25 protein-coding genes are annotated in these 21,599 nt (G+C 67.4%); 11 read left to right on the top strand and 14 right to left on the bottom strand.

What is annotated here, in order from left to right; genetic code table 11:
- Position 1: 1 nt before the first annotated feature.
- Together purS and purC are read right to left on the bottom strand one after the other, a co-directional pair.
- Complete coding sequence (gene purS, locus EV216_RS03700) at positions 2-241, bottom strand: phosphoribosylformylglycinamidine synthase subunit PurS (RefSeq protein WP_132693722.1); 240 nt, start codon at positions 239-241, stop codon at positions 2-4.
- A 159-nt stretch (positions 242-400) separates the two neighbouring features.
- Positions 401-1,162: a phosphoribosylaminoimidazolesuccinocarboxamide synthase gene (gene purC / locus EV216_RS03695; protein ID WP_132693721.1), complete on the bottom strand. Its 762-nt coding sequence runs from the start codon at positions 1,160-1,162 to the stop codon at positions 401-403.
- Positions 1,163-1,459: 297 nt separating this feature from the next.
- Here purC and EV216_RS03690 point away from each other — a divergent pair, with 297 nt between their 5' ends.
- The 3 genes from EV216_RS03690 to bmt all read left to right on the top strand — a co-directional run bounded on the left by EV216_RS03690 (position 1,460) and on the right by bmt (position 3,466).
- Complete coding sequence (locus tag EV216_RS03690) at positions 1,460-1,900, top strand: SRPBCC family protein (RefSeq protein ID WP_165899134.1); 441 nt, start codon at positions 1,460-1,462, stop codon at positions 1,898-1,900.
- 127 nt (positions 1,901-2,027) lie between these two features.
- A complete protein-coding gene (locus tag EV216_RS03685) occupies positions 2,028-2,342 on the top strand; it encodes a DUF1476 domain-containing protein (RefSeq protein ID WP_132693719.1) in 315 nt (104 codons plus the stop codon).
- Between the two features lie 113 nt (positions 2,343-2,455).
- Positions 2,456-3,466, top strand: a complete 1,011-nt coding sequence (gene bmt / locus EV216_RS03680) for a betaine--homocysteine S-methyltransferase (RefSeq protein ID WP_132693718.1) — start codon at positions 2,456-2,458, stop codon at positions 3,464-3,466.
- Positions 3,467-3,588: 122 nt separating this feature from the next.
- Here bmt and EV216_RS18140 read toward each other — a convergent pair whose 3' ends face one another.
- The 7 genes from EV216_RS18140 to EV216_RS03650 form a co-directional block, all read right to left on the bottom strand.
- The gene (locus EV216_RS18140) at positions 3,589-3,735 is read right to left on the bottom strand and encodes a hypothetical protein (RefSeq protein ID WP_165899133.1); all 147 of its coding nucleotides are present in this window, start codon (positions 3,733-3,735) and stop codon (positions 3,589-3,591) included.
- A complete protein-coding gene (locus EV216_RS03675; protein ID WP_132693717.1) occupies positions 3,732-4,340 on the bottom strand; it encodes a holin family protein in 609 nt (202 codons plus the stop codon). Before EV216_RS03675 ends, EV216_RS18140 begins: the two co-directional genes overlap by 4 nt.
- Complete coding sequence (locus tag EV216_RS03670; RefSeq protein WP_132693716.1) at positions 4,331-4,942, bottom strand: holin-associated N-acetylmuramidase; 612 nt, start codon at positions 4,940-4,942, stop codon at positions 4,331-4,333. Before EV216_RS03670 ends, EV216_RS03675 begins: the two co-directional genes overlap by 10 nt.
- A gap of 104 nt (positions 4,943-5,046) precedes the next feature.
- Complete coding sequence (ccmE, locus tag EV216_RS03665; RefSeq protein WP_132693715.1) at positions 5,047-5,508, bottom strand: cytochrome c maturation protein CcmE; 462 nt, start codon at positions 5,506-5,508, stop codon at positions 5,047-5,049.
- A gap of 12 nt (positions 5,509-5,520) precedes the next feature.
- Positions 5,521-6,549 carry an N-acetyl-gamma-glutamyl-phosphate reductase gene (argC, locus tag EV216_RS03660; RefSeq protein WP_132693714.1) on the bottom strand — a complete coding sequence of 343 codons (1,029 nt, stop codon included), beginning with the start codon at positions 6,547-6,549 and terminating at the stop codon, positions 5,521-5,523.
- Between the two features lie 57 nt (positions 6,550-6,606).
- Complete coding sequence (locus tag EV216_RS03655; protein ID WP_132693713.1) at positions 6,607-7,419, bottom strand: glutamate racemase; 813 nt, start codon at positions 7,417-7,419, stop codon at positions 6,607-6,609.
- A 131-nt stretch (positions 7,420-7,550) separates the two neighbouring features.
- On the bottom strand, positions 7,551-10,949 hold the full coding sequence (locus EV216_RS03650; protein WP_132693712.1) for an indolepyruvate ferredoxin oxidoreductase family protein: 3,399 nt from the start codon (positions 10,947-10,949) through the stop codon (positions 7,551-7,553).
- 154 nt (positions 10,950-11,103) lie between these two features.
- Between EV216_RS03650 and EV216_RS03645 the strand changes: the two genes are divergently transcribed.
- The 6 genes from EV216_RS03645 (at position 11,104) to EV216_RS03620 (ending at position 16,580) form a co-directional block, all read left to right on the top strand.
- Complete coding sequence (locus EV216_RS03645; RefSeq protein WP_132693711.1) at positions 11,104-12,009, top strand: LysR family transcriptional regulator; 906 nt, start codon at positions 11,104-11,106, stop codon at positions 12,007-12,009.
- A 354-nt stretch (positions 12,010-12,363) separates the two neighbouring features.
- Positions 12,364-13,161 carry a lytic murein transglycosylase gene (locus tag EV216_RS03640; protein ID WP_132693710.1) on the top strand — a complete coding sequence of 266 codons (798 nt, stop codon included), beginning with the start codon at positions 12,364-12,366 and terminating at the stop codon, positions 13,159-13,161.
- A 74-nt stretch (positions 13,162-13,235) separates the two neighbouring features.
- Positions 13,236-15,395 (top strand): phosphoribosylformylglycinamidine synthase subunit PurL, encoded by a 2,160-nt coding sequence (gene purL, locus EV216_RS03635; RefSeq protein ID WP_132693709.1) that lies wholly within the window; start codon positions 13,236-13,238, stop codon positions 15,393-15,395.
- 72 nt (positions 15,396-15,467) lie between these two features.
- Positions 15,468-15,710 carry a BolA/IbaG family iron-sulfur metabolism protein gene (locus tag EV216_RS03630; RefSeq protein WP_132693708.1) on the top strand — a complete coding sequence of 81 codons (243 nt, stop codon included), beginning with the start codon at positions 15,468-15,470 and terminating at the stop codon, positions 15,708-15,710.
- Positions 15,711-15,715: 5 nt separating this feature from the next.
- Positions 15,716-16,078 (top strand): Grx4 family monothiol glutaredoxin, encoded by a 363-nt coding sequence (gene grxD, locus EV216_RS03625; protein ID WP_132693707.1) that lies wholly within the window; start codon positions 15,716-15,718, stop codon positions 16,076-16,078.
- A 7-nt stretch (positions 16,079-16,085) separates the two neighbouring features.
- Complete coding sequence (locus tag EV216_RS03620; RefSeq protein WP_132693706.1) at positions 16,086-16,580, top strand: hypothetical protein; 495 nt, start codon at positions 16,086-16,088, stop codon at positions 16,578-16,580.
- Positions 16,581-16,586: 6 nt separating this feature from the next.
- Here the strand turns inward: EV216_RS03620 and EV216_RS03615 are convergent, their stop codons facing one another.
- Together EV216_RS03615 and EV216_RS03610 are read right to left on the bottom strand one after the other, a co-directional pair.
- The gene (locus EV216_RS03615) at positions 16,587-16,985 is read right to left on the bottom strand and encodes a cell division protein ZapA (protein ID WP_132693705.1); all 399 of its coding nucleotides are present in this window, start codon (positions 16,983-16,985) and stop codon (positions 16,587-16,589) included.
- Positions 16,978-17,466 carry a hypothetical protein gene (locus EV216_RS03610; protein WP_132693704.1) on the bottom strand — a complete coding sequence of 163 codons (489 nt, stop codon included), beginning with the start codon at positions 17,464-17,466 and terminating at the stop codon, positions 16,978-16,980. Before EV216_RS03610 ends, EV216_RS03615 begins: the two co-directional genes overlap by 8 nt.
- Before the next feature lie 241 nt (positions 17,467-17,707).
- Here EV216_RS03610 and EV216_RS18135 point away from each other — a divergent pair, with 241 nt between their 5' ends.
- Complete coding sequence (locus EV216_RS18135; RefSeq protein WP_165899132.1) at positions 17,708-17,851, top strand: hypothetical protein; 144 nt, start codon at positions 17,708-17,710, stop codon at positions 17,849-17,851.
- 106 nt (positions 17,852-17,957) lie between these two features.
- Here EV216_RS18135 and coaD read toward each other — a convergent pair whose 3' ends face one another.
- From coaD to EV216_RS03595, 3 genes are all read right to left on the bottom strand, one after another.
- Complete coding sequence (coaD, locus tag EV216_RS03605; protein ID WP_132693703.1) at positions 17,958-18,449, bottom strand: pantetheine-phosphate adenylyltransferase; 492 nt, start codon at positions 18,447-18,449, stop codon at positions 17,958-17,960.
- Between the two features lie 99 nt (positions 18,450-18,548).
- Positions 18,549-18,983 carry a CBS domain-containing protein gene (locus tag EV216_RS03600; protein ID WP_132693702.1) on the bottom strand — a complete coding sequence of 145 codons (435 nt, stop codon included), beginning with the start codon at positions 18,981-18,983 and terminating at the stop codon, positions 18,549-18,551.
- Positions 18,984-19,050: 67 nt separating this feature from the next.
- Complete coding sequence (locus EV216_RS03595) at positions 19,051-19,944, bottom strand: LysR family transcriptional regulator (RefSeq protein WP_132693701.1); 894 nt, start codon at positions 19,942-19,944, stop codon at positions 19,051-19,053.
- 106 nt (positions 19,945-20,050) lie between these two features.
- Between EV216_RS03595 and EV216_RS03590 the strand changes: the two genes are divergently transcribed.
- Positions 20,051-21,550 (top strand): CoA-acylating methylmalonate-semialdehyde dehydrogenase, encoded by a 1,500-nt coding sequence (locus tag EV216_RS03590; protein WP_132693700.1) that lies wholly within the window; start codon positions 20,051-20,053, stop codon positions 21,548-21,550.
- Positions 21,551-21,599: the final 49 nt, after the last annotated feature.

The following is a 21,599-nucleotide window of genomic DNA, read 5'->3' as shown; positions in this document are numbered from 1 at the left end:
CTCAGCCGATCTCGATGTCGTAGCGTTCGATCACCGTGTTCGCGAGCAGCTTCTCGCACATCTCGCGCACCTGCGCCTCGGCCGCGGCGCGGTCGGTCCCGGCAAGGTCCAGGTCGATCACCTTGCCCTGGCGCACCTCGCCCACCCCCTCGAAGCCCAGCGCGCCCAGCGCATGGGCCACGGCCTGCCCCTGCGGGTCGAGAACGCCGTCCTTGAGCATCACATGAACGCGGGCCTTCATCTGTCGTCCTTCCCTGGCTGGACCGGGCCCCGGGCGGCACAGCCGCCGCGGGTCCGTCGGTTCGGATCATCTGCGCCTGTTCTTGCCGCGGGCGCCGTCGCGTGTGGGATCATGTCCGGGGCGGGTTTGTGATGACACAAGCCGGACACGCTTTCCCTTTCAATTTATGAGGGTAGGCTTCGTCGCATGGGTGACATTGGTGGGCAACACCCCAAGCCGCTTGGCAACCTCGGTATAGGCGTCGGTCAGACTGCCCAGGTCGCGGCGGAACACGTCCTTGTCCAGATGCTGGCCGGTCTTGATGTCCCACAGCCGACAACTGTCAGGGCTGATCTCGTCGGCGACGACAAGGCGCATGAAATCGCCATCCCAAATCCGGCCGATCTCGATCTTGAAATCCACCAGCTTGATCCCGACCGCCATCATCACGCCCGACAGGAAATCGTTCACCCGCAGCGCCAGCGCCACCATGTCGTCCAGATCCTGCTGGCTGGCCCAGCCGAAGGCGATGATATGTTCCTCGGTCACCAGCGGATCGCCCAGCGCATCGTCCTTGAAGTAGAACTCGACGATCGGACGGGGCAGCGGCGTGCCCTCGTCTATGCCCAGCCGCTTGGACATCGACCCGGCCGCGGTGTTGCGCACCACAACTTCCAGAGGGATGATCTCGACCTGACGGACAAGCTGCTCGCGCATGTTGAGCCGCTTGATGAAATGGGTCGGCACGCCGATCGCGTTCAGCCCGGACATGAAGAATTCGGACAGGCGATTGTTCAGAACCCCCTTGCCCTCGATCACGTCATGCTTCTCGGCGTTGAAGGCGGTGGCATCGTCCTTGAAATACTGCACCAGCGTCCCGGGTTCCGGGCCCTCGTACAGGATCTTCGCCTTGCCCTCGTAGATCTTCTTGCGCCTTGCCATGGATACTCCGAATCCGGACGGCGCGGGAGACGGCCGCCCCGCGCACTTGTGCTGCGCTTTTAGGGCAAGCGCAGGCATGCCGCAAGGCGGCGCTGGGCAGGCCTTGCGCACCGTCCGGCGCCGCAACAGGGCAACGACACATTCCAGCAACATCCGGGCAAGACTTTCGTATGCATTGACCTCTGCCGCCACAGGAGCCAAAAACACGCAAGGGTAGAATGATGATCGCCCAATAACTACCGAGGCGTGCCTTTTCAAGGTCTTCTGCAGGCCGGAAGGAAACCGATGGACCGGTCCGTGATAGACCACGCCGCCCCTGTGCGCACCATCGCGCGCGAGAGCATCCCGGCCAGCCCGGAACGGGTGTGGCACACGCTCACCGATTTCGAACGCTGGCCGAACTGGAATACTGCCTTTCGCCGCGTCAGTACCGATGGTCCGCTTGCGGATGGCACCGCATTGATCTGTACCAACGCGCATGGGCTGATGCTGCGCGCCCGGATTGCCCGGCTGGAACACTACACCAGCATCGGCTGGATTGCACAGGCGGGCGCGGTGCAGGCCGGGTATCTGCTGACACTGGTGCCGCACGGCGGCATGACCCTTGCCACCGTCGAGGCCTCCGTGGCCTCGGGCCTCGCAAGGCTGATGCCCGGATTCACCGAACGCGCGCTCAATGCCGGATTGCGCCGCGGGCTGGCAGCGCTGCATTGCGAGACCGTGCGGCCGGCCCGGTGATCGGGCCACGCGATCTGGCCCGGTCAGGGCGAAGAACCGCGCCCGAAAGGCAGGCTGCCCCTAGGCACAGGATCGTTCTTCCCTTAAATGGCTTTCGAAAGCGGAATCCCAGGAGGGCCAGACCCCAATGACCACCTTCGAAGATCGCGAGAATGCCTTCGAGAACAAGTTCGCCCATGACTCCGAACTTCAGTTCAGGGCCGAGGCCCGGCGCAACAAGCTTCTGGGCCTCTGGGCGGCGGAGTTGATGGGGATGTCGAACGATGCCGCGCTCGACTACGCGCGAGAGGTGGTCAAGGCCGATTTCGAGGAACCCGGCGACGAGGACGTCTATCGCAAGCTGGCCGGTGACCTTGGGACAAGGGCGGACGAGGCCACGATCCGCGCCAAGATGGCCGAACTGATGGCGGTCGCGAAAGAGCAGATCATGACGGAAAGCTGAGGCGCCGGAGCCTCGGCGGACGGCCGACGCCGCAGGTGGGCGCCCGTCCCTTCGATCGCGACAGGCGGCCCCTTCCGGCGGGCCGTCTCACCGTTTCCAGAAGGACGTGACCCATGACCGACCCGCTTTCCCGGCTGCTGGCTTCGCGCGACTGGCTGATGGCGGACGGCGCCACGGGAACCAACCTGTTCAACATGGGACTTTCCTCGGGCGAGGCGCCAGAGCTCTGGAACGCCGACCGGCCCGATGCGATTCGCGCGCTCTATCGCGGCGCGGTTCAGGCGGGATCGGACATCTTCCTGACCAATTCCTTCGGTGGCAACGCCGCACGGCTGAAACTGCATGACGCGCAGGGACGGGTGGGCGAGTTGAACCGCATTGCCGCCGAACTGGGCCGCGAGGTGGCGGATGCCGCGGGCCGGACGGTCGCCGTCGCGGGGTCGATGGGGCCGACCGGCGAGATCATGGAACCGATGGGGCCGCTGTCCTTCGCCTCGGCGGTCGAGATCTTCCACGAGCAGGCCGAGGCGCTCAAGGCGGGCGGCGCCGATATCCTCTGGGTCGAGACGATCAGCGCGGCCGACGAGTACAAGGCCGCCGCCGAGGCCGCAAGGCTGGCAGAGATGCCCTGGTGCGGCACGATGAGCTTCGACACCGCGGGCCGCACCATGATGGGCCTGACCGCAGCCGATCTGGTCGAACTGGTGGAGCGGCTCGCCTGGAAACCCGTTGCCTTCGGTGCGAATTGCGGCGTCGGCGCGTCGGATCTGCTGCGCACGGTGCTGGGCTTTGCCGCGGCCGGATCGGAACGGCCGATCGTCGCCAAGGGCAATGCGGGCATCCCGAAATACCATGACGGGCATATCCATTACGACGGCACGCCCGAACTGATGGCCGATTACGCGGTGCTCGCGCGCGATTGCGGGGCACGGATCATCGGCGGCTGCTGCGGCACCACGCCCGACCACCTGCGGGCCATGCGCGCCGCGCTGGAAACCCGTCCGCCCGGCCCGCGTCCCACGCTGGATGAGATCACCGCGCGGATGGGCGGCTTTTCCTCGGCCTCGGACGGTTCGGGCGAGACCGACGCCCCCGACCGTCCCCGGCGGCGCAGGCGGGGCTGACGGGTAGCCCGTCGCCCCCGCCGGACACGCCTGGACGCGATCGGGCCGGGCGAGAGCGGCAACCGCCGGACCGTCCCGCGACCCCGTGGCGGACGGTGCCTGCCCATCCGCCCGCCGCCGCCCTAGAACAGCGCCACCACCAGGCCGACCCCAACCAGCGCAAGCACCAACGCGCTGCTCGGGGGCTCGGTCCGGTCGTGCTTCCAGAAGGCGGCCATGGCGCCAAGCGCCCCCAGCACGCAAAGATCGGTGGCGAGCGCGAAACTCATTGCGTCGACCTCCAGGCGTCGAGCGCAGGGTTCGACCCCGCCACAGGCCCCGGGTTCGACACCGGTGCCGGACCCGGATCGACCGGTGCCGCAGCGGTGGCGGGCGCAGCGGGCTGCCGCGGCGCTGCGGTTGCGGATTTTCCAAGCTGGTCCAGAGCGCGCAGGTTCTCCAGAACCGTGGGGCTACGCGCCATGGTCTCGGCGATCGAGCGCTGGAACTCCTGCCCCTTGGCCTGGTAGCGCGAGCCGAAATAAAAGCTGATGATCGCTCCCAGAAGCCACCACAGCGGCTCGGGCACCAGCGCGATCCCCTGCATCCGCGACGAGAACCAGATCGGATCGACCATCGCCGAGACCAGCAGGAACACCGTCCCCAGCGCCAGGAACGGGCGCGGCAACCGGTTCATGCCATCCACCAGCCGGTCGAACAGGCAGCGCTGGGGATGGGCGAATTCATGGCCGAACTGCTCCAGCGCGGCACGCTGCAGATCCGCCGCGCGCTGGTCGGCGGCCTCGGCATTCACGCGAAAGACCTCGGCCGTCTCGGTGATGACGTTGCGCCCGACCCCGAACAGCATGTTGGCCAGCCCGAATTTCAGCCCCATTTCGACGTCCTTTCCCGGTGTTCGGCCTCGCTCAGGTGATAGCGGACCGAGATGAATTCCTCTGCACGGACGATCCAGCCGCCCTTGCCGCCATCGCGGCGCCGGGCGAACTTGCGGCTGGCGGGCCGATTATCGGCGATGGCGTAGTAGTAATTGCGCCGGGCGATGCCATAGGCGTCCACGATATGCTCGGGGGCTGCGGCGGCGGCGGTTTCGGCGGCGCGCGCGGTCTGCGGCCCGATCACGCCATCGACGGCGATCCGCTGGCCCATGTCGTTGAACAGCCGTTGCAGGATCTTCACCGCGTTTCCGCCCGCGTTCACATACATGTCGAAGACGGACGCATGCAGCAGCCCGGGCAGCGTGTGGATGCGCGGACGGCGGAAATAATGCTCGATGAAGATCGTGACCGCATCCTCGCGGGTCAGCGCGCGAACATCCGCCTCGGTCACCCTGCCGTCGCCGGTCTTGTCGATCCCCAGCGTCCTGAGCGTGCCCAGCGTCACCCCGTAATTCGTGGCCCCCCCGGGATCGTCGGGGTCATTCACAAAGCCGCCCTCCCGGGCGACGATTTCCTCGGCAAGCTGCTTGACGGTGCGCATGAAGACCCCCCGTTCGTCAATCGAAGCGGGGGGCATATTGCGTCAGGCGGGGTTAATGCGGCCCGAGACCACCGTGCGCTGGTGCAACGCCTCGGGGCGAGGGTTCAGGTGCCGCCGGGCGCGTCGCCCTCGGCATGGCGGTAGACGCCCTGTTCCTTCAGCGCGTCCACGACCTCGCGCGGCATGTAGCTTTCGTCATGCTTGGCCAGGATCTCATGCGCCACGAACACACCGTCGATCAGCCGACCGGTCCCCACCATGCCCTGATTCTCGGCGAACAGGTCGGGCAGCACGCCGGTATAGGTGACAGGGACCGCCGCCCCGCCATCGGTCACGGAAAAGCGGATCGTCTCCCCCTGCCCGCGCTGCAGGCTGCCTTCCTCGACCAGCCCGCCGATGCGGAACACCTCGGTCGGCGCGGGCGGCTCGGCCACGATCTGGCTGGGCGAGCGGAAGAAGTTGATCCCGTCCCGCATGGCATAGCCGATCAGCGCCGTGGAAATACCCAGCGCCACAAAGGCCACCAGGATGATCTGTATCCGTCTTTGCTTCTTCAGTCCGCGCATCGTCCCTCTCCGTCAGGGGAAGCAGGGCGCCAGCATTAGCCCCGTTTCCTCCGCGATCCCCAGCATCAGGTTGGCGTTCTGCAGCGCCTGCCCCGACGAGCCCTTGGTCAGGTTGTCGAGCGCGGCGAACACCACCGCCCGGCCCGGCCGCCTGTCCCCCACCACGCCCAGATGAACGAAGTTCGCCCCCCGCACATGGCGGGTCGAGGGATGCTCGCCGAATGGCAAAACCTGTAGGAACGTCTCATCTTCATAGGCCATTGCCAAGGCAGAATGGATGGCCTGCGGATCACCTTTCAGCCAGCAGGTCGCAAGAATGCCCCGGTTCGCGGGAATCAGGTGCGGCGTGAACTGCACCTCGACCCTGCGCCCGGCCGCCTTGCTGAACTCCTGGTCGAACTCGCCCAGATGGCGATGGGTGCCGCCGACCGCATAGGCATGGAACCCCTCGGACAGTTCGGCATGCAGCAGGTTCTCCTTCAGCGCCCTGCCCGCCCCCGAAACCCCCGCCTTCAGGTCGATCGCGATATCGTCAAGGTCGATCACGCCCGCCCGGATCAGCGGGACCAGCGCATATTGCCCGGCCGCCGCGTTGCATCCCGTGCCCGCGACCAGACGGGCGGCGCGGATCTCGTCGCGATAGAACTCGGTCAGCCCATAGACCGCCTCGGCCTGCAATTCGGGCGCGGCATGGGGCTTGCCATACCATTTCTCGTACGCCGCCGGATCGCGCAGCCGGAAATCCGCCGACAGGTCCACGATCTTCAGGCTGCGCGGCAGCGCCCGGATCACCTCCTGACTGGTGGCATGGGGCAGCGCGCAAAAGCACAGATCGACCGCGGCGAAGTCGATCTCCTCGATCCGCACCAGGTCGGGCAGGTCCAGATGGCGCAGATGCGGAAACACCGCAGCCATGGGCTGGCCCGCCTTGCGCTCGCCCGACAGCGCCACGATCCGCATGCCGGGATGGGTGGCGATCAGCCGGACAAGCTCGGCCCCGGTATAGCCCGAGGCGCCCAGGATGGCGACGGAATGGGTCATCTTGCGCTCCCCGCTGGTGACGGATGGGGTTCTAGACGCGACGGGCCACGCCCGCAATCACGCGGCACGGAATTCGATGCGGCGGCGCAGGAATTGCGTGGCCTTGTTCGACACCGCCGCCGGATCGCCCGTGGTCAGGAACATGGATTCGCTGCCCGGCCCCAGCATGCCGGGATGGCGGTCCAGGTAATCGGCCAGGCTTTCGGCCACCAGATTCGCCTGCGAATAGACCCGCACCTCGGGGCCCAGCGCATCCTGAAAGGCGCGCTCCATCAGCGGATAATGCGTGCAGCCCAGGATCGCGGCCTCGGGATGCGGCATCCGCCGTTTCAGCGCCTCGACATGGCTGCGCACCAGCGCCTCGGCCAGCATCTCGTCGCCCTGCTCGATCGCATCGACCACACCGCCGCAGGGCTGGGCCTCGACATCGACACCGATGGCACGAAAGGCCAGTTCCCGCTGGAACGCGCGGCTCGCGACCGTCGCGGGCGTGGCAAACAGCGCCACATGCTTGATCGCCACCTCGCGCGGGGGGGAATTGTCGCCCCATTGCCGTTCGGTCAGCGCCTCGATCAGCGGGACAAACACACCCAGCACGCGCTTGTCCTTCGGCACCCAGCTTTCCTGCATCCGCCGGAGTGCGGCGGCCGAGGCCGTGTTGCAGGCCAGGATCACCAGATCGCATCCCGCCTCGAACAGCCGGCTCACGCCCGCCGTGGTCAGCCGGTAAACGTCCTCGGCATCGCGCACCCCGTAGGGCGCATGGGCATTGTCGCCGAAATAGACGAAGGGCACGTCGGGCAGCCGCCGCGCGACGGCATCCAGCACCGTCAACCCCCCAAGACCGGAATCGAACACACCCACTGCCATGGCCTGCCTCTTGCGCTGTGCGTGGCGCCCGGGCAGGGCCGCCGGAAGGGCGGCGCCCGGGGCTGTTTTCCCACTCATAAGTCGAGTTGTGACGGAAATCCATCGCCCGATGCGCGCGGCTGACCCACCCGCTATTCAGCCGCCTGCCGCAGCGCCATGCCCCCCGCCCGGAACGCGGCCAGCAATGCCGCGCGCCGTTCCGCCGCCTCGGCCTCGGCCTTCGCCTTGACCGGGCCGAAGCCCTTGACCGACAGCGGCAGTTCCGCCAGCGCCAGCGCCGCCTCAAGACGGTCCGGCGTCAGCCCCGCAATCACCTCGGCCATGTCCGCCTCGTAAGTCCGGATCGCCGCCCGCTCGCGTCGCCGCTCGCCCTGCCAGCCGAACGGGTCCAGCGGCGTGCCCCTAAGCCGCCGCATCCCCGCCAGCATGCGAAAGACCCGCTCCATCCGCGGACCATAGCGCCGCTTGGCGGGCCGCCCGTCCGGCCCCTTGGCGCCAAGGAAGGGCGGCGCCAGCAGATAGCTTATCTCGAAATCGCCCGAAAACTCGGCCCGCGCCCTGGCGGCGGTTTCCAGATGCAGCCGCGCGACCTCGTATTCGTCCTTGTAGGCCAGCAGCTTGTGATACCCTTTCGCCACCGCCTCCTTCAGGCGCGGATCTGCCACCCGCCCGACAAGACGGCGATAGCGCCGCGCCAGCCGGGCCGACTGATAGGCCGCCAGATGCGCCTCGCGCAGGGCGATCCTCTCGGCCAGCGTCCGGGGCTGCGTCTCCGGGGTGGCGATGGCACGTTCTGCCGCGTCGGGATGCGCCGCCGCCCAGCGCCCGATCTCGAAGGCCCGCCGGTTGCCCGCCGCATCGGCGCCGTTCAGCTCGATCGCCCGCAGGATCGCCGCCAGCGACAGGGGCACCAGCCCGCGCTGCCAGGCCGCCCCGGTGACGATCATGTTGGCATAGATCGTGTCCCCCATCAGCCGATGCGCAAGTTCCGTCGAATCAATCAGTTGCAGCCGGTCCCTCAACCGCGCCCGCAAGGCCAGTTCCAGCCGGTCCGAGGGCACGCGGAAGCCGGGATCGCGGGTAAAGGCGCCGGTCACGATGTCATGGGAATTGACCACCGCGCCCGTGCGCCCCGTGGTCATCAGCCCGATGGTCTTCGCCCCCGCCGTCACCACCAGATCGCCGCCGATCACCGCATCGGCCTCGCCCGTGGCCACCCGGATCGCCGAGATATCGCCGGGCCGCTCGGCGATGCGGCAATGGACATGCACCGCGCCGCCCTTCTGGGCAAGCCCCGCCATCTCCATCATGCCCGCGCCCTTGCCCTCGACATGGGCGGCCATGGCAAGGATCGCGCCGATGGTCACGGCCCCGGTGCCGCCGACCCCGGTAACGACCATGTTCCAGGTCCCCTCGATCGCGGGCAGCACGGGGTCGGGCAACTCGCCGATCTCGATCTCCCGCGCCTCGCGCCGCAGCGCCGCGCCCTTCAGCGTGACAAAGCTGGGGCAGAACCCCTTGAGGCACGAGAAATCCTTGTTGCAGGCCGACTGGTCGATGGCCCGCTTGCGGCCGAACTCGGTCTCGACCGGCACGATGGCCACGCAATTCGACTGCACCCCGCAATCGCCGCAGCCCTCGCAGATGTCCGTATTGATGAACACCCGCACATCCGGGTCGGGAAAGGCGCCCTTCTTGCGGCGGCGGCGCTTCTCGGCGGCGCAGGTCTGGATATAGACCATGGCCGTCACCCCCTCGATCCGGCTCAGCCGCTCCTGCACCGCCATCAGCTCGGCACGCGGATGCAGCGGCACACCGGGCGGGAAGGCTTTCGGGTCGACCGCCTCCTTCTCGTCATGCACGACCTCGACGCGGCGCACCCCCGCCGCGATCAGCTCCGCCACGATCTGGCTGGCCGTCAGCCCGCCATCGTTGCCCTGCCCGCCGGTCATGGCGACCGCATCGTTGTAGAGGATCTTGTAGGTGATGTTCACACCCGCCGCGACGGCGGCATGGATCGCCAGCCGCCCCGAATGGTTGTAGGTGCCGTCGCCCAGGTTCTGGAACACATGGCCGCGGGTCGAGAACGGCGCCTCGCCGATCCAGTTCGCCCCCTCGGCGCCCATATGGGTGTAGCCGGATGTCTCGCGATCCATCCACATCGCCATGATGTGACAGCCGATCCCGGCATAGGCGCGCGCCCCCTCGGGCAGCCGGGTCGAGCTGTTATGCGGACAGCCCGCGCAGAAATAGGGCAGCCGCGCGGCCAGATCCTGCGCATTGTCCGCCCGCCGCGCCGCGCGGATCCGCTCCAGCGCGGCCACCAGCCCGTCGGACCCGCGCCCCTCCTCGATCAGCACCTCGCCCAGCTTCTCGGCGATCAGCACCGGATCCAGCGCATAGCGGGTCGGGAACAGTTCCTCGCCCCGGTCGTTCTTCCAGCCATAGATGCGCCGACCCCGGCGGTTGTGAAAGATCGCCTCCTTGGCCTGCACCTCGATGAGTTTCCGCTTTTCCTCGACCACCACGATCAGGTCCAGCCCCTCGGCGAACTCGGCGAACCCCTTCATGTCCAGCGGGAAGGTCTGGCCCACCTTGTAGGTGCTGATCCCCAGCCGCTCGGCCTCGGCCTCGTCGATGCCCAGAAGCCCCAGCGCATGCACCAGGTCCAGCCAGTTCTTGCCCGCAGCGACCAGTCCGATCTTCGCACCCGGTTTCCCCCACACCCGCCGGTCGATCCGGTTGGCATGGGCGAACGCCTCGGCCGCGAAGCGCTTGTGGTCGATCATGCGCGCTTCCTGCGCGACCCAGTGATCGCCAAGACGGATGTTCAGCCCGCCCTCGGGCATCGGGAAATCGGGCGTGACGAAAGCCATCCGGTCCGGGCGGCCATCCACCACGGATGTCACCTCGACCGTGTCCTTCATCAGCTTCAGCCCGACCCAGACGCCCGCAAAACGCGACAGCGCATAGCCGTAAAGCCCGTAATCGAGGATCTCCTGCACCCCCGCGGGCGACAGCACCGGCATGTAGACATCGACCATCGCCCAGTCCGACTGGTGACAGGTGGTCGAGCTTTCGCCGGTGTGATCGTCCCCCATCGCCATCAGCACCCCGCCATGGGGCGAGGTTCCGGCCATGTTCGCATGCCGCATCACATCGCCCGAACGGTCCACCCCCGGCCCCTTGCCGTACCACAGCCCGAAGACGCCATCGAACCGCCCCTCGCCGCGCAGTTCCGCCTGCTGCGTGCCCCACAGCGCCGTGGCTGCCAAATCCTCGTTCAGGCCCGGCTGAAACCGCACATCCGCCGCCTGCAAATCGGCCTTCGCCCGGGCCATCGTCATGTCCACCGCTCCCAACGGCGAGCCGCGATAGCCGGTGACGTAACCGGCGGTGTTCAGTCCCGCCGCCCGGTCGCGCGCCTTCTGCATCAGCATCAGCCGCACCAGCGCCTGGGTGCCGTTCATCAACACGGGCGATTTCGCCAGATCGTAGCGATCGTGAAGGCTGACATCCTGACGGATCATGCGTGCCCCTCCCCTGGCGTGCTCGCGTTCATATTAGGTCAAAATCCATGACCTACAAAATCAATTCCTCGCCACATCTTGGTTTGCAATCGGACAAGGCCCACCTGTAGGACTGCGGCGCGGCCGCGCATGGCAGCATTGCAGGATTTGCATGATGGACTGGGACAAGCTCCGGATCTTCCACGCGGTCGCCGACGCGGGCAGCCTGACCCATGCGGGCGAGACGCTGCACCTGTCGCAATCCGCCGTCAGCCGCCAGATCCGCGCGCTCGAGGACAGTCTCGGCTCGACCCTGTTCCACCGGCATGCGCGGGGGCTGATCCTGACCGAGCAGGGCGAATTGCTGTTCGACGCCACCACCGCGATGAGCAAGCGGCTGGAAGCCGCCGCCGCCCGCATCCGCGACAGCGTCGAAGAGGTCTTCGGCGAATTGCGGGTGACCACCACCACCGGCTTCGGCTCGCTCTGGCTGGCCAAGCGCCTGCCCATCCTCTACGAGCGCTACCCAGAGTTGCGCATCGACCTGATGCTGTCCGAGCAGGTGCTCGACCTGCCCATGCGCGAGGCCGATGTCGCGATCCGCATGAAGGAGCCCAGCCAGGCCGACCTGATCCGCCTGCGCCTGATGAGCGTCCGGATGCAGCTTTATGCCGTGCAACCCTATCTCGATGCCCAGGGCACGCCCACCAGCCTCGACGATCTCGGCGAGCACCGGCTGATCTGCCAGAACACCACGACCGCCCAGGTCAGCGCCGGCGCGCGGCTGGTGCAGGAGTTGATGACCCACAAGATCCGCTCCACGTTGACCGTGAACAATTATTTCGGCGTGCTTCAGACGGTGCTGAACGGGCTGGGGATCGGGGTGCTGCCCGATTATGTGACCGAGGATCACCCGCAGCTTGTCCGGGTGCTGCCCAATATCGAATCGAGCGAGGTTCCGGTCTTCCTGGCCTATCCCGAGGAATTGCGCGCCTCCCGCAGGATCGCAGCCTTTCGCGAGTTCATCACCGAACAGATCACCGAAAAGCGCCAGCGCGAAAAAGACACGTCAGGATTGTGAGATATCTGTCACACGCATGACGGGCATGCGGTCCGGCAGCGATTTTCGCCTTGAACCTGCGCCAGAGCGTCCATAATTGCTTTGACGGAGGCGGAACATTGCTTTCGTCTTTACCTCCCTGTTGGACTTGGGCCGAGCTTTTGCTCGGCCTTTTTTTCTGTCTGGAGATGATCTGCCTGCAATCAGGGCGCTTTTTGCGCCGACTTGCACAGTCCTGCGGCGGCACGCGAAGGTTTCGGCGCGGGATGGCAGCCCCGCCACCCCGTCAGGACGAAATCGCAACCCGACGATTCAGGGCGTTGGGCAATGCCGGTTGACGCGCTAGTCTTCCCCCGAACCGACCGGAGGAAATCCATGCGAATCCGTGCCTTCGCCCTTGCCCTTGCCGCGCTCTGCCTGGCCGGACCGGCGACCGCCACGCCCTGCGGGGACAGCGCCGCGGGCTTCGACGCCTGGAAACGCGACTTCGCCCGCGAAGCCGCCAGCGCGGGCGTCGGCCAGCGCGGGCTGGCGGCGCTGGCCGCAACCCAATACGCCCAGGCCACGATCAATGCCGACCGCAACCAGCGCAGCTTCCGCCTCAGCTATCCCGAGTTCTGCCAGAAGCGCGGCTGCGACGTGATCGCCCAGCAGGGCCGCAGCCGCAAGGCGCAGAACCCCGCCTTCTACGCCTCGCTCGAACGGGCCTATGGCGTGCCTTCGGGGCTCCTGATCGCGATTCACGGGATGGAGACCGCCTTCGGCCGCTTCATGGGCAATGCCAACGTGCTGAACGCCACCGCGACGCTCGCCTATGATTGCCGCAGGCCGGATTTCTTCCGCCCCCACCTGATCGGCGCGCTCAGGATGATCGACCGGGGCATGATGTCGCCCGGCGCCATCGGCGCGATGCATGGCGAGCTGGGCCATACCCAGTTCCTGCCCGGCAACGCCCTGACCTATGGCCAGGACGGCAATGGCGACGGCCGGACCGACCTGACCGACATGGCCGACGCGCTGGCCTCCACCGCGAATTTCCTCCGGCAAAAGGGCTGGCGCCCCGGCGAGTCCTACCAGCCCGGCAGCCACAATTTCGAGGTGCTCAAGCAATGGAACGCCGCGGGCGTCTACCAGCGCGCGCTGGCCGAGATCGGGGCGCGGATCGACGGCTGAAACCCCCGCGGCCCCTTTCCCCGCCCCGCGCCTTGGCTTAAACAGCGCCCAACAGCCGACATGCGGGGGACAAGATGCAGGAACCGGCCATCACCGACGAGCTGATCGCGGCCCATGGGCTCAAGCCCGAGGAATACGCGGAAATCCTGCGGATTCTGAACCGCGCGCCCAGCTTTACCGAGCTTGGCATCTTCTCGGCGATGTGGAACGAGCATTGTTCCTACAAGTCGTCCAAGAAATGGCTGCGCACCCTGCATACCGAGGGTCCGCAGGTGATCTGCGGCCCGGGCGAGAATGCGGGCGTGGTCGATATCGGCGACGGCCAGGCCGTGGTTTTCAAGATGGAAAGCCACAACCACCCCAGCTACATCGAACCCTATCAGGGCGCCGCGACCGGCGTCGGCGGCATCCTGCGCGACGTCTTCACCATGGGCGCGCGGCCCATCGCGGCGATGAACGCGCTCAGCTTCGGTCAGGTGGACCACCCCAGGACGCGGCAGCTTGTGCATGGCGTGGTCGAGGGGATCGGCGGCTATGGCAACTGCTTCGGCGTGCCGACCGTGGGCGGCGAGGTCCGGTTCCACCCCGCCTATAACGGCAACTGCCTCGTGAACGCCTTCGCCGCAGGCCTCGCCGATGCCGACAGCATCTTCTATTCGGCCGCCAGCGGCGTCGGCATGCCGGTCGTCTATCTCGGCGCCAAGACGGGGCGCGACGGCGTGGGCGGCGCCACCATGGCCAGCGCCGAATTCGACGAGGGCATCGAGGAAAAACGCCCCACCGTGCAGGTCGGCGACCCCTTCACCGAGAAACGGTTGATGGAGGCCTGCCTCGAACTGATGGCCTCGGGCGCCGTCATTTCCATCCAGGACATGGGCGCCGCGGGGCTGACCTGTTCCGCGGTCGAGATGGGCGACAAGGGCGGCCTCGGCATCCGTCTTGACCTGGACGCCGTGCCCCAGCGCGAAACCGCGATGACCGCCTACGAGATGATGCTGTCCGAAAGCCAGGAACGCATGCTCATGGTGCTGCGCCCCGAGAAGGAGGCCGAGGCCCGCGCGATCTTCGAGAAATGGGATCTCGACTTCGCCATCGTCGGCGAGACGATCCCCGAAGACCGCTTCCTCATCCTGCACAAGGGCGACTGCAAGGCCGACCTGCCGCTGTCGAAACTCGCCTCCTCCGCCCCGGAATACGACCGCCCCTGGGTGGAAACGCCCCCCGCCCCCGAAATGGCCGAAGTGCCGGGCATCGACCCGATCGACGCGCTCAAGGCGCTGATCGGCTCGCCGAACTATGCCGCAAAGCACTGGGTCTACGAACAATATGACAGCCAGGTGATGGCCGACACGATCCGCCGCCCCGGCCTTGGCGCGGGCATCGTGCGGGTGCATGGCACCGACAAGGCGCTGGCCTTCACCTCGGACGTGACGCCGCGCTATGTCCGCGCCAACCCGGTCGAGGGCGGCAAGCAGGCCGTGGCCGAAGCCTTCCGCAACCTCTGCGCGGTCGGCGCGCGCCCCCTGGCGGCCACCGACAACCTGAATTTCGGCAATCCCGAAAAGCCCGAGATCATGGGCCAGTTCGTCGGCGCGATCCAGGGCATCGGCGAGGCCTGCCGCGCGCTCGACCTGCCCATCGTGTCGGGCAATGTCTCGCTCTACAACGAGACCGATGGCAGCCCGATCCTGCCCACCCCCACCATCGGCGCAGTGGGCCTGATCGACCATGTCGACCAGGTGATCGCCGGAACCCCGCAGGAGGGCCATCTGGCGCTGCTTCTGGGCGCCACGACCGGCCATCTGGGCCAGTCCGCCCTGCTCTGCGAGGTGTTCAACCGCGAGGATGGCGACGCCCCCCCCGTGGACCTTGCCGCCGAACGCGCGCATGGCGAGTTCATCCGCGCCAACCGCGCCCTGATCGCGGCGGCCACCGACCTGTCGGATGGCGGCCTTGCGCTGGCCGCCTTCGAGATGGCCGAGGCGGGCGGCCTGGGCGTCCATCTGGATGCAGCCGACACGCCCACACTGTTCGGCGAGGATCAGGCCCGCTACCTGATCGCCGCCCCCTTCGACGCCGCCGAGGCGCTGATGGTCGCTGCCGGAAAGGCGGGCGTGCCGCTGGCCACCATCGGCCGGTTCGGCGGCGACAAGGTCAGCTTCGGCCCCGCCTCCGCACCGCTGGCCGAGCTTGCCGCCCTCTATCGCAGCGCCTTTGCCGAGGCGCTGGGCTAAGCCCCAACGCAGCCCTTGCGGCGGTTTGCCGACGCGCCTACCTTGATGACGACGAACAGGACGGAGCCCCGAATGGCCATCGCGCCCGAAGAGATCGAAGCCCTGATCCGTGCGAAATTCCCCCACGCGCAGATCACCATCACCGACATCGCCGGCGACGGGAACCACTACGCCGCCGAGGTGGTCGACGAAAGCTTCCGCGGCCTGAACCGCGTCCAGCAGCAGCGCGCCGTCTATGCCGCGCTCAAGGAGCAGATGGAGGGCTCGAACGGCGCGCTCCACGCGCTCGCCCTCACCACCAAAGCCCCGGAGTGATCCCCATGTCCGACGCAGAAACGCGCATCAAGGAAACCATCGACGGCAACGCGGTCGTTCTTTTCATGAAGGGCACCAAGGAGATGCCGCAATGCGGATTCTCCAGCCGCGTCGCGGGCGTGCTGAACTTCATGGGCGTGGAGTTCAGCGACATCAACGTGCTGGCCGACGAGGATATACGCCAGGGCATCAAGGATTTCTCGGACTGGCCGACGATCCCGCAGCTTTACGTCAAGGGCGAGTTCATCGGCGGCTGCGATATCGTCACCGAGATGACCCTGTCGGGCGAGCTGGACAAGCTCTTCGACGACAAGGGCGTGGCCTATTCCAAGGAAGCCGCCGACAAGATCCGCTCGGCCAACGCCTGAGGCGGTCATGCTGCGGGCGCGGCTCTGGTATGGCCCGGCAGGGCATGGGCTGACGCTCGATCGCGTGGCGCGCTATCTCGGCGGCCCGCTGGCCTGTCGGCTGTCGACCGACAGCCGCAGCCAGTTCGGCCGGGAGGTCGCGCGCCTCATGCTGCACGACCCCATCGCCGCGGTGATCGAACAGCACCGCCGTCCCGAGGTCTCGGCCGAGGCGGCAGACCTGGTCACCCGGCTGCCCGTCACCGCATCGCCCGCACTGGCGCAGAAGCTCGGCGCCTGCACCGCCCGGCTCGACATCCACGACGCTCCCGGCCACCGCCTGGCCCCGGCCTCCGGCCCCGCGCGCAGTGTGTTCATGCCGCTCGCCTTCGCGATGGACGGGATCGTCGAAGAGGTCCAAGGCGGGCGCCTGCTGTTCTTCGGCCCGCCCGAGGAGGCGCGCCCGGCCGGATGGGTCGCACGCATGGTTTCCGGACTTCTCCGGCCTGTGCTGCGGCGCTGACCCGCGTCAGACCCGCATCACCTTTTCCTCGACCGCATCGGCCAGCGATTCCGCCCGCGCGGCCAGTTCGGCCAGCGTATCGCTCACTCTGGGCGGGATCACCGGCACTTCGACGCGCTCGGGCGCGGGCGGGGGCGCCGCCTCGAGTTCGGCCACCCGCGCCCGTGCCTCGGCCAGCTTGGCCTCGATGCCGCGCAGGCGCTCCTCCAGCCCCACGGTCTTGTCCGCCAGCATCAGCCCCGCCATCAGCAGCATGCGCGATTCGGGCAGATGCCCGCCCTGCGCCGCCAGCACCGCTGCCTCGGCGTCCAGCGCCCGCGCGGCCGCCTGCAGGAACGGTTCCTCGCCCGCCTGGCAGGCCACCTCGAATGTCCGTCCGCCGATACTGATCGAAACGTTAGGCATGGCTCGCGCCTCCCTCGGCCAGCGGCCGCAGATCGGCGATGATCGCCTCCAGTTCGGCCCGGTCGCCCGCGCGCAGCACCTCGAGCGAGGCCAGTTCGGCCGCCATCGCCGCATCTATCGCGGCCGGATCGCCCAGCCCCTCGGCATTGGCCGCGCGCAGCGCGGCACTGGTCTCGCGCAGCCGCGCATTGACGGCCCGCAACCGCTCCACCTCGGCCTCCAGCGACTCGGCACGCTCGGTCATCTCATGCGCCCGCCGATCCAGCCGCGCAACCTGCGTCTCCTGCCGCTCGCGGATTGCCTTCACGCGCTCGTTCAACTGGGCATTCGCGCTGCGCTCGCTTTCCAGCGCCTCGCGCAACGCCTCGACCTCGGCCGGGTCGGGACGGTCGGGATCGACCCGTTCGAGCCCGCCCAGCCCCAATCCGATCCGTTCCAGCGCCGCAGTGATCCGCCGCTCGAACTCGGTGATATCGCTCATCTTTGCCTGTTCCCCGGTCGAGTCTTCCTTGTCGCCATCCGCCCCCCGCGACCGAATCAGAGCGACGGAAGTTCGCTCAAGTTTAACTCAAGGCTCGGGCGAATGCGCCCCCTTTCCAGTCAAGGGCTTACCGCCTATGCTTGATCTGCCGCCCCAACCTCGCCCCAGGCGCGGCAACCCGCCGACAGGACCAAGCGATGCGCCGATCCACCCCCCTCCACAAACAGCCCGACACCGCCGGATGAGCAACCGGATCGCGATCGCGCTGATGATCCTCGCAGCCCTTGCCTTGGCGGCCGATCGCCTGCTGACCGGCTCCGCCGCCACCCTGTTCCTCGCCCGGAAATTCGTCGATCTCGTCGATTACATGGCCTTCTGGCGCTGACCCGCGGCGGGTGCTTCTTCTTGGCCCAAATACCCGAAACGCGGCCCGGCACGGGCCGCCAGACACATGTCTTGCGCCGCAGGCGCTCCGCCGGATCACGACGGGTTCAGGCGAAGCGCGCCACCAGCCGCTCGCGCACCGCGGGCGTGACGAAGCTGGACACATCGCCCCCCAGCCGCGCGATCTCCTTGACCAGCCGCGAGGCGATCGCCTGGCGCCGTGCATCCGCCATCAGGAACACCGTCTCGATCGAGGAATCCAGCGCCCGGTTCATGCCGACCATCTGGAACTCGTATTCGAAATCGGCGACCGCGCGCAGGCCACGCAGGATCATCGTGGCCCCCACGTCGCGGGCACAATCGATCAGCAGGTTCTCGAACGGGTGCACGACGATCTCGGTGCCGGTCTGCGCGCTCAGCACCGCGCATTCCGCCTCGATCATCGCCACGCGATCCTCCAGCGGGAACAACGGACCCTTGTCGCGATTGATCGCCACACCGATCACCAGCCGATCGACCAGCGCGCAGGCCCGCGTGATGATGTCGATATGGCCCAGCGTCAGCGGGTCGAACGTGCCCGGATAAAGGCCGATGCGCATGGGGACCCCCTTCTTCCTGTCTCTCCCCGCACGCAACAATATCGCCACGGCTTTTGCAAGTGCAGCATCCGCCGCGCCCCGATCCCCGCGCCGCGCGGCTCAGAACCCCATGATCATCCCTTCCAGGGCGTCCTTCTCCATCGACAACTCGCTCAGCCGCGCCTTGACCACGTCGCCGATCGAGACCAGCGCCACCAGCCTTCCCTTGTCGATCACCGGCATGTGGCGAAACCGTCCCTCGGTCATCCGGCTCAGCACTTCATGTGCGCTGTCGGTCAACGCGCAGGTCTGGACCTCGCGGGTCATGATCCTCTCGACCGGCTGTCCCAGAACGTCGGGACCCTGACGGCCGATCTCGCGCACGATGTCGCGCTCGGACAGGATCCCCTCGACCGCACCGGTCTCGCCGCTGACCACCAGCGAGCCGATCCGCCTTGCAGCCAGTTCCGCCGCAGCCTGGGCCACCGTGGTGTCCGGCATCACCGTTGCCACACCGGGCACCAGCTTGGACTGAAGGATTTGATGAACCTGCATCACGCCTCTCCCCGTCACGCCCCCCATCGGGACGATGCACCAGCGTCGCCCCCGCTGCGACATCCTGTCAAGCGGTCCGTGCCTCAAGGCGGGAAACTTCTGCGCGAAGCCCGTCGAACAGCAGCGAAGCGAAGCGGTTCAGCCGGGCCAGCTTGCGGTCGCCGCCATGGCGGATCAGGTAGAAGCTGCGCTTCAGCGACACCAGGTCGGGCAGCACCCTGACCAGCCCCGGCGCCGCGGGAATCGCGAAATCATGCACGATCCCCAGCCCCGCCCCCGCCCGCAGCCAGTTCAACTGCACCGCGACCGAGTTCGAGGCCAGCGGCACCCGCTCCACCCCGATCTCGGACAGGTAATCCAGTTCGCTGTCAAAGATCATGTCGGGAATATAGCCCACGATCCGGTGCCCCGTCAGATCGCCCAAGCCGCGGATCGGCGGATGCCGGGCCAGGTAGTCGCGATGGGCGACAAGATGCAGCCGGTAATCGGTGACCCGCTGCACGGTCAGCCGCCCGGTCTCGGGCGGGCTGACCGCGATCGCCATGTCGGCCTCGCGGCGCGACAGGTTGAACACCCGTGGCAGCGCCACGATCTGCACCTCCAGCCCCGGATTGGCGTCACAGATCGCCGCCGTCACCTGCGGCAGCAGGAAATTCGCCACCCCGTCCGGCGCCCCGATCCGGACAGAGCCGGTCAACTGCCCGCCCTGCCCGCGCAATTCCTCGGCCCCCTCGGTCAGCGCCTGTTCGGCCTGCATCGCACGGTCCATCAGCCGCTCGCCCGCCTCGGTCAGCCCGTAGCCGCGCGGCGAGCGCGCGAACAGCGCCGCCCCCAGCGTCTCCTCCAGCCGGGCGATGCGCCGGCCCAGCGTCGCGGGGTCCAGCTTCAGCAGCTTGCCCGCCCCGGTCAGGCTTTCGGCCCGCGCCACCGCCAGAAACAGCCGCATGTCGTCCCAGTTCATGCCCCTGTCCTTGCATTTTCGCAAAACACCTTTGGCAAACTGCCGCTTTTCCGGGGAATTCTGCAAGACTATCCTGCGCGCACACAGGATTCCCGGGAGGATTGCCATGAAGGAACTGACCCATTTCGTGAACGGCCAGCAGGTCAAGGGGACCTCGGGCCGCTTCGCCGATGTCTACAACCCCGCGCTGGGCGAGGTGCAGGCGCGCGTGCCGCTGGCCTCCAAGGCCGAGATGGATGCCGCCATCGCCGCCGCCGCCGCCGCCCAGCCCGCCTGGGGCGCGACCAACCCGCAGAAACGCGGCCGCGTGATGATGGAATTCGTCCGCCTCATCCACCGCGACATGGACAAGCTGGCCGAGGTGCTGTCCTCGGAACATGGCAAGACCATCCCCGACGCCAAGGGCGACGTGCAGCGCGGACTTGAAGTGATCGAGTTCTGCATCGGCGCACCGCAGATGCTGAAGGGCGAGTTCACCGACAGCGCCGGTCCCGGCATCGACATGTATTCGATGCGTCAGCCGCTGGGCGTCGTCGCGGGCATCACGCCCTTCAACTTCCCCGCCATGATCCCGCTGTGGAAGATGGGCCCCGCACTGGCCTGCGGCAACGCCTTCATCCTCAAGCCCTCCGAACGCGACCCGTCCGTGCCGCTGATGCTGGCCGAACTGTTGCAGGAGGCGGGCCTGCCCGATGGCCTGTTGCAGGTCGTCAACGGCGACAAGGAGGCGGTGGACGCCATCCTCGACAACCCGTTGATCCAGGCCATCGGCTTCGTCGGCTCGACCCCCATCGCGGAATACATCTATGGCCGCGGCTGTTCCAACGGCAAGCGGGTGCAGTGCTTCGGCGGCGCCAAGAACCACATGATCATCATGCCCGATGCCGACATGGACCAGGCGGCGGATGCGCTGGTGGGTGCGGGCTATGGCGCGGCGGGCGAACGCTGCATGGCGATCTCGGTCGCGCTGCCGGTGGGCGAGGAAACCGCCGACCGCCTGATCGAGAAACTCGTCCCCCGCATCGAGAAGCTGAAGGTCGGCCCCTATACCGCGGGCAATGACGTCGATTACGGCCCCCTCGTGACCGCCGAGGCCAAGGCCCGCGTGCTGGGCCTGATCGAGACGGGCGTGCAACAGGGCGCCGAGATCGTCGTCGATGGCCGCAACTTCGCCCTGCAAGGCTATGAAAACGGCTATTTCGTCGGCCCCACGCTGTTCGACCGCGTGACCCGCGACATGGACATCTATCGCCAGGAGATCTTCGGCCCCGTGCTGTCCACCGTCCGCGCGAAAACCTATGAAGAGGCGCTGGGCTATGCCATGGACCACGAATACGGCAACGGCACCGCGATCTTCACCCGCGACGGCGACACCGCGCGCGATTTCGCCGCCCGGGTCAATGTGGGCATGGTGGGCATCAACGTGCCGATCCCGGTGCCGCTGGCCTATCACACCTTCGGCGGCTGGAAGAAATCGGGCTTCGGCGACCTGAACCAGCACGGCCCGGATTCCTTCCGCTTCTACACGCGGACCAAGACCGTCACCTCGCGCTGGCCGAGCGGGCTGAAGGAAGGCGGCGAGTTCCACTTCAAGCAGATGGACTGAAACGAGAAGGGCGGCCCGAGGGCCGCCCTTTCCACGATTGTCGCCTCGC

It is taken from the genome of Rhodovulum steppense (assembly GCF_004339675.1).
Lineage (GTDB): Bacteria > Pseudomonadota > Alphaproteobacteria > Rhodobacterales > Rhodobacteraceae > Rhodovulum > Rhodovulum steppense.
The sequence above is the reverse complement of the archived record's forward strand: the minus strand, read 5'-3'. Positions and strand labels throughout refer to the sequence as shown.

Coding starts and splice junctions, on each gene's coding strand:
- purS (WP_132693722.1), bottom strand. CDS start 241: ATGAAGGCCCGCGTTCATGTGATGCTCAAGGACGGCGTTCTCGACCCG.
- purC (WP_132693721.1), bottom strand. CDS start 1,162: ATGGCAAGGCGCAAGAAGATCTACGAGGGCAAGGCGAAGATCCTGTAC.
- EV216_RS03685 (WP_132693719.1), top strand. CDS start 2,028: ATGACCACCTTCGAAGATCGCGAGAATGCCTTCGAGAACAAGTTCGCC.
- bmt (WP_132693718.1), top strand. CDS start 2,456: ATGACCGACCCGCTTTCCCGGCTGCTGGCTTCGCGCGACTGGCTGATG.
- EV216_RS18140 (WP_165899133.1), bottom strand. CDS start 3,735: ATGAGTTTCGCGCTCGCCACCGATCTTTGCGTGCTGGGGGCGCTTGGC.
- EV216_RS03675 (WP_132693717.1), bottom strand. CDS start 4,340: ATGGGGCTGAAATTCGGGCTGGCCAACATGCTGTTCGGGGTCGGGCGC.
- EV216_RS03670 (WP_132693716.1), bottom strand. CDS start 4,942: ATGCGCACCGTCAAGCAGCTTGCCGAGGAAATCGTCGCCCGGGAGGGC.
- ccmE (WP_132693715.1), bottom strand. CDS start 5,508: ATGCGCGGACTGAAGAAGCAAAGACGGATACAGATCATCCTGGTGGCC.
- argC (WP_132693714.1), bottom strand. CDS start 6,549: ATGACCCATTCCGTCGCCATCCTGGGCGCCTCGGGCTATACCGGGGCC.
- EV216_RS03655 (WP_132693713.1), bottom strand. CDS start 7,419: ATGGCAGTGGGTGTGTTCGATTCCGGTCTTGGGGGGTTGACGGTGCTG.
- EV216_RS03650 (WP_132693712.1), bottom strand. CDS start 10,949: ATGATCCGTCAGGATGTCAGCCTTCACGATCGCTACGATCTGGCGAAA.
- EV216_RS03645 (WP_132693711.1), top strand. CDS start 11,104: ATGGACTGGGACAAGCTCCGGATCTTCCACGCGGTCGCCGACGCGGGC.
- EV216_RS03640 (WP_132693710.1), top strand. CDS start 12,364: ATGCGAATCCGTGCCTTCGCCCTTGCCCTTGCCGCGCTCTGCCTGGCC.
- purL (WP_132693709.1), top strand. CDS start 13,236: ATGCAGGAACCGGCCATCACCGACGAGCTGATCGCGGCCCATGGGCTC.
- EV216_RS03630 (WP_132693708.1), top strand. CDS start 15,468: ATGGCCATCGCGCCCGAAGAGATCGAAGCCCTGATCCGTGCGAAATTC.
- grxD (WP_132693707.1), top strand. CDS start 15,716: ATGTCCGACGCAGAAACGCGCATCAAGGAAACCATCGACGGCAACGCG.
- EV216_RS03620 (WP_132693706.1), top strand. CDS start 16,086: ATGCTGCGGGCGCGGCTCTGGTATGGCCCGGCAGGGCATGGGCTGACG.
- EV216_RS03615 (WP_132693705.1), bottom strand. CDS start 16,985: ATGCCTAACGTTTCGATCAGTATCGGCGGACGGACATTCGAGGTGGCC.
- EV216_RS03610 (WP_132693704.1), bottom strand. CDS start 17,466: ATGAGCGATATCACCGAGTTCGAGCGGCGGATCACTGCGGCGCTGGAA.
- EV216_RS18135 (WP_165899132.1), top strand. CDS start 17,708: ATGAGCAACCGGATCGCGATCGCGCTGATGATCCTCGCAGCCCTTGCC.
- coaD (WP_132693703.1), bottom strand. CDS start 18,449: ATGCGCATCGGCCTTTATCCGGGCACGTTCGACCCGCTGACGCTGGGC.
- EV216_RS03600 (WP_132693702.1), bottom strand. CDS start 18,983: ATGCAGGTTCATCAAATCCTTCAGTCCAAGCTGGTGCCCGGTGTGGCA.
- EV216_RS03595 (WP_132693701.1), bottom strand. CDS start 19,944: ATGAACTGGGACGACATGCGGCTGTTTCTGGCGGTGGCGCGGGCCGAA.
- EV216_RS03590 (WP_132693700.1), top strand. CDS start 20,051: ATGAAGGAACTGACCCATTTCGTGAACGGCCAGCAGGTCAAGGGGACC.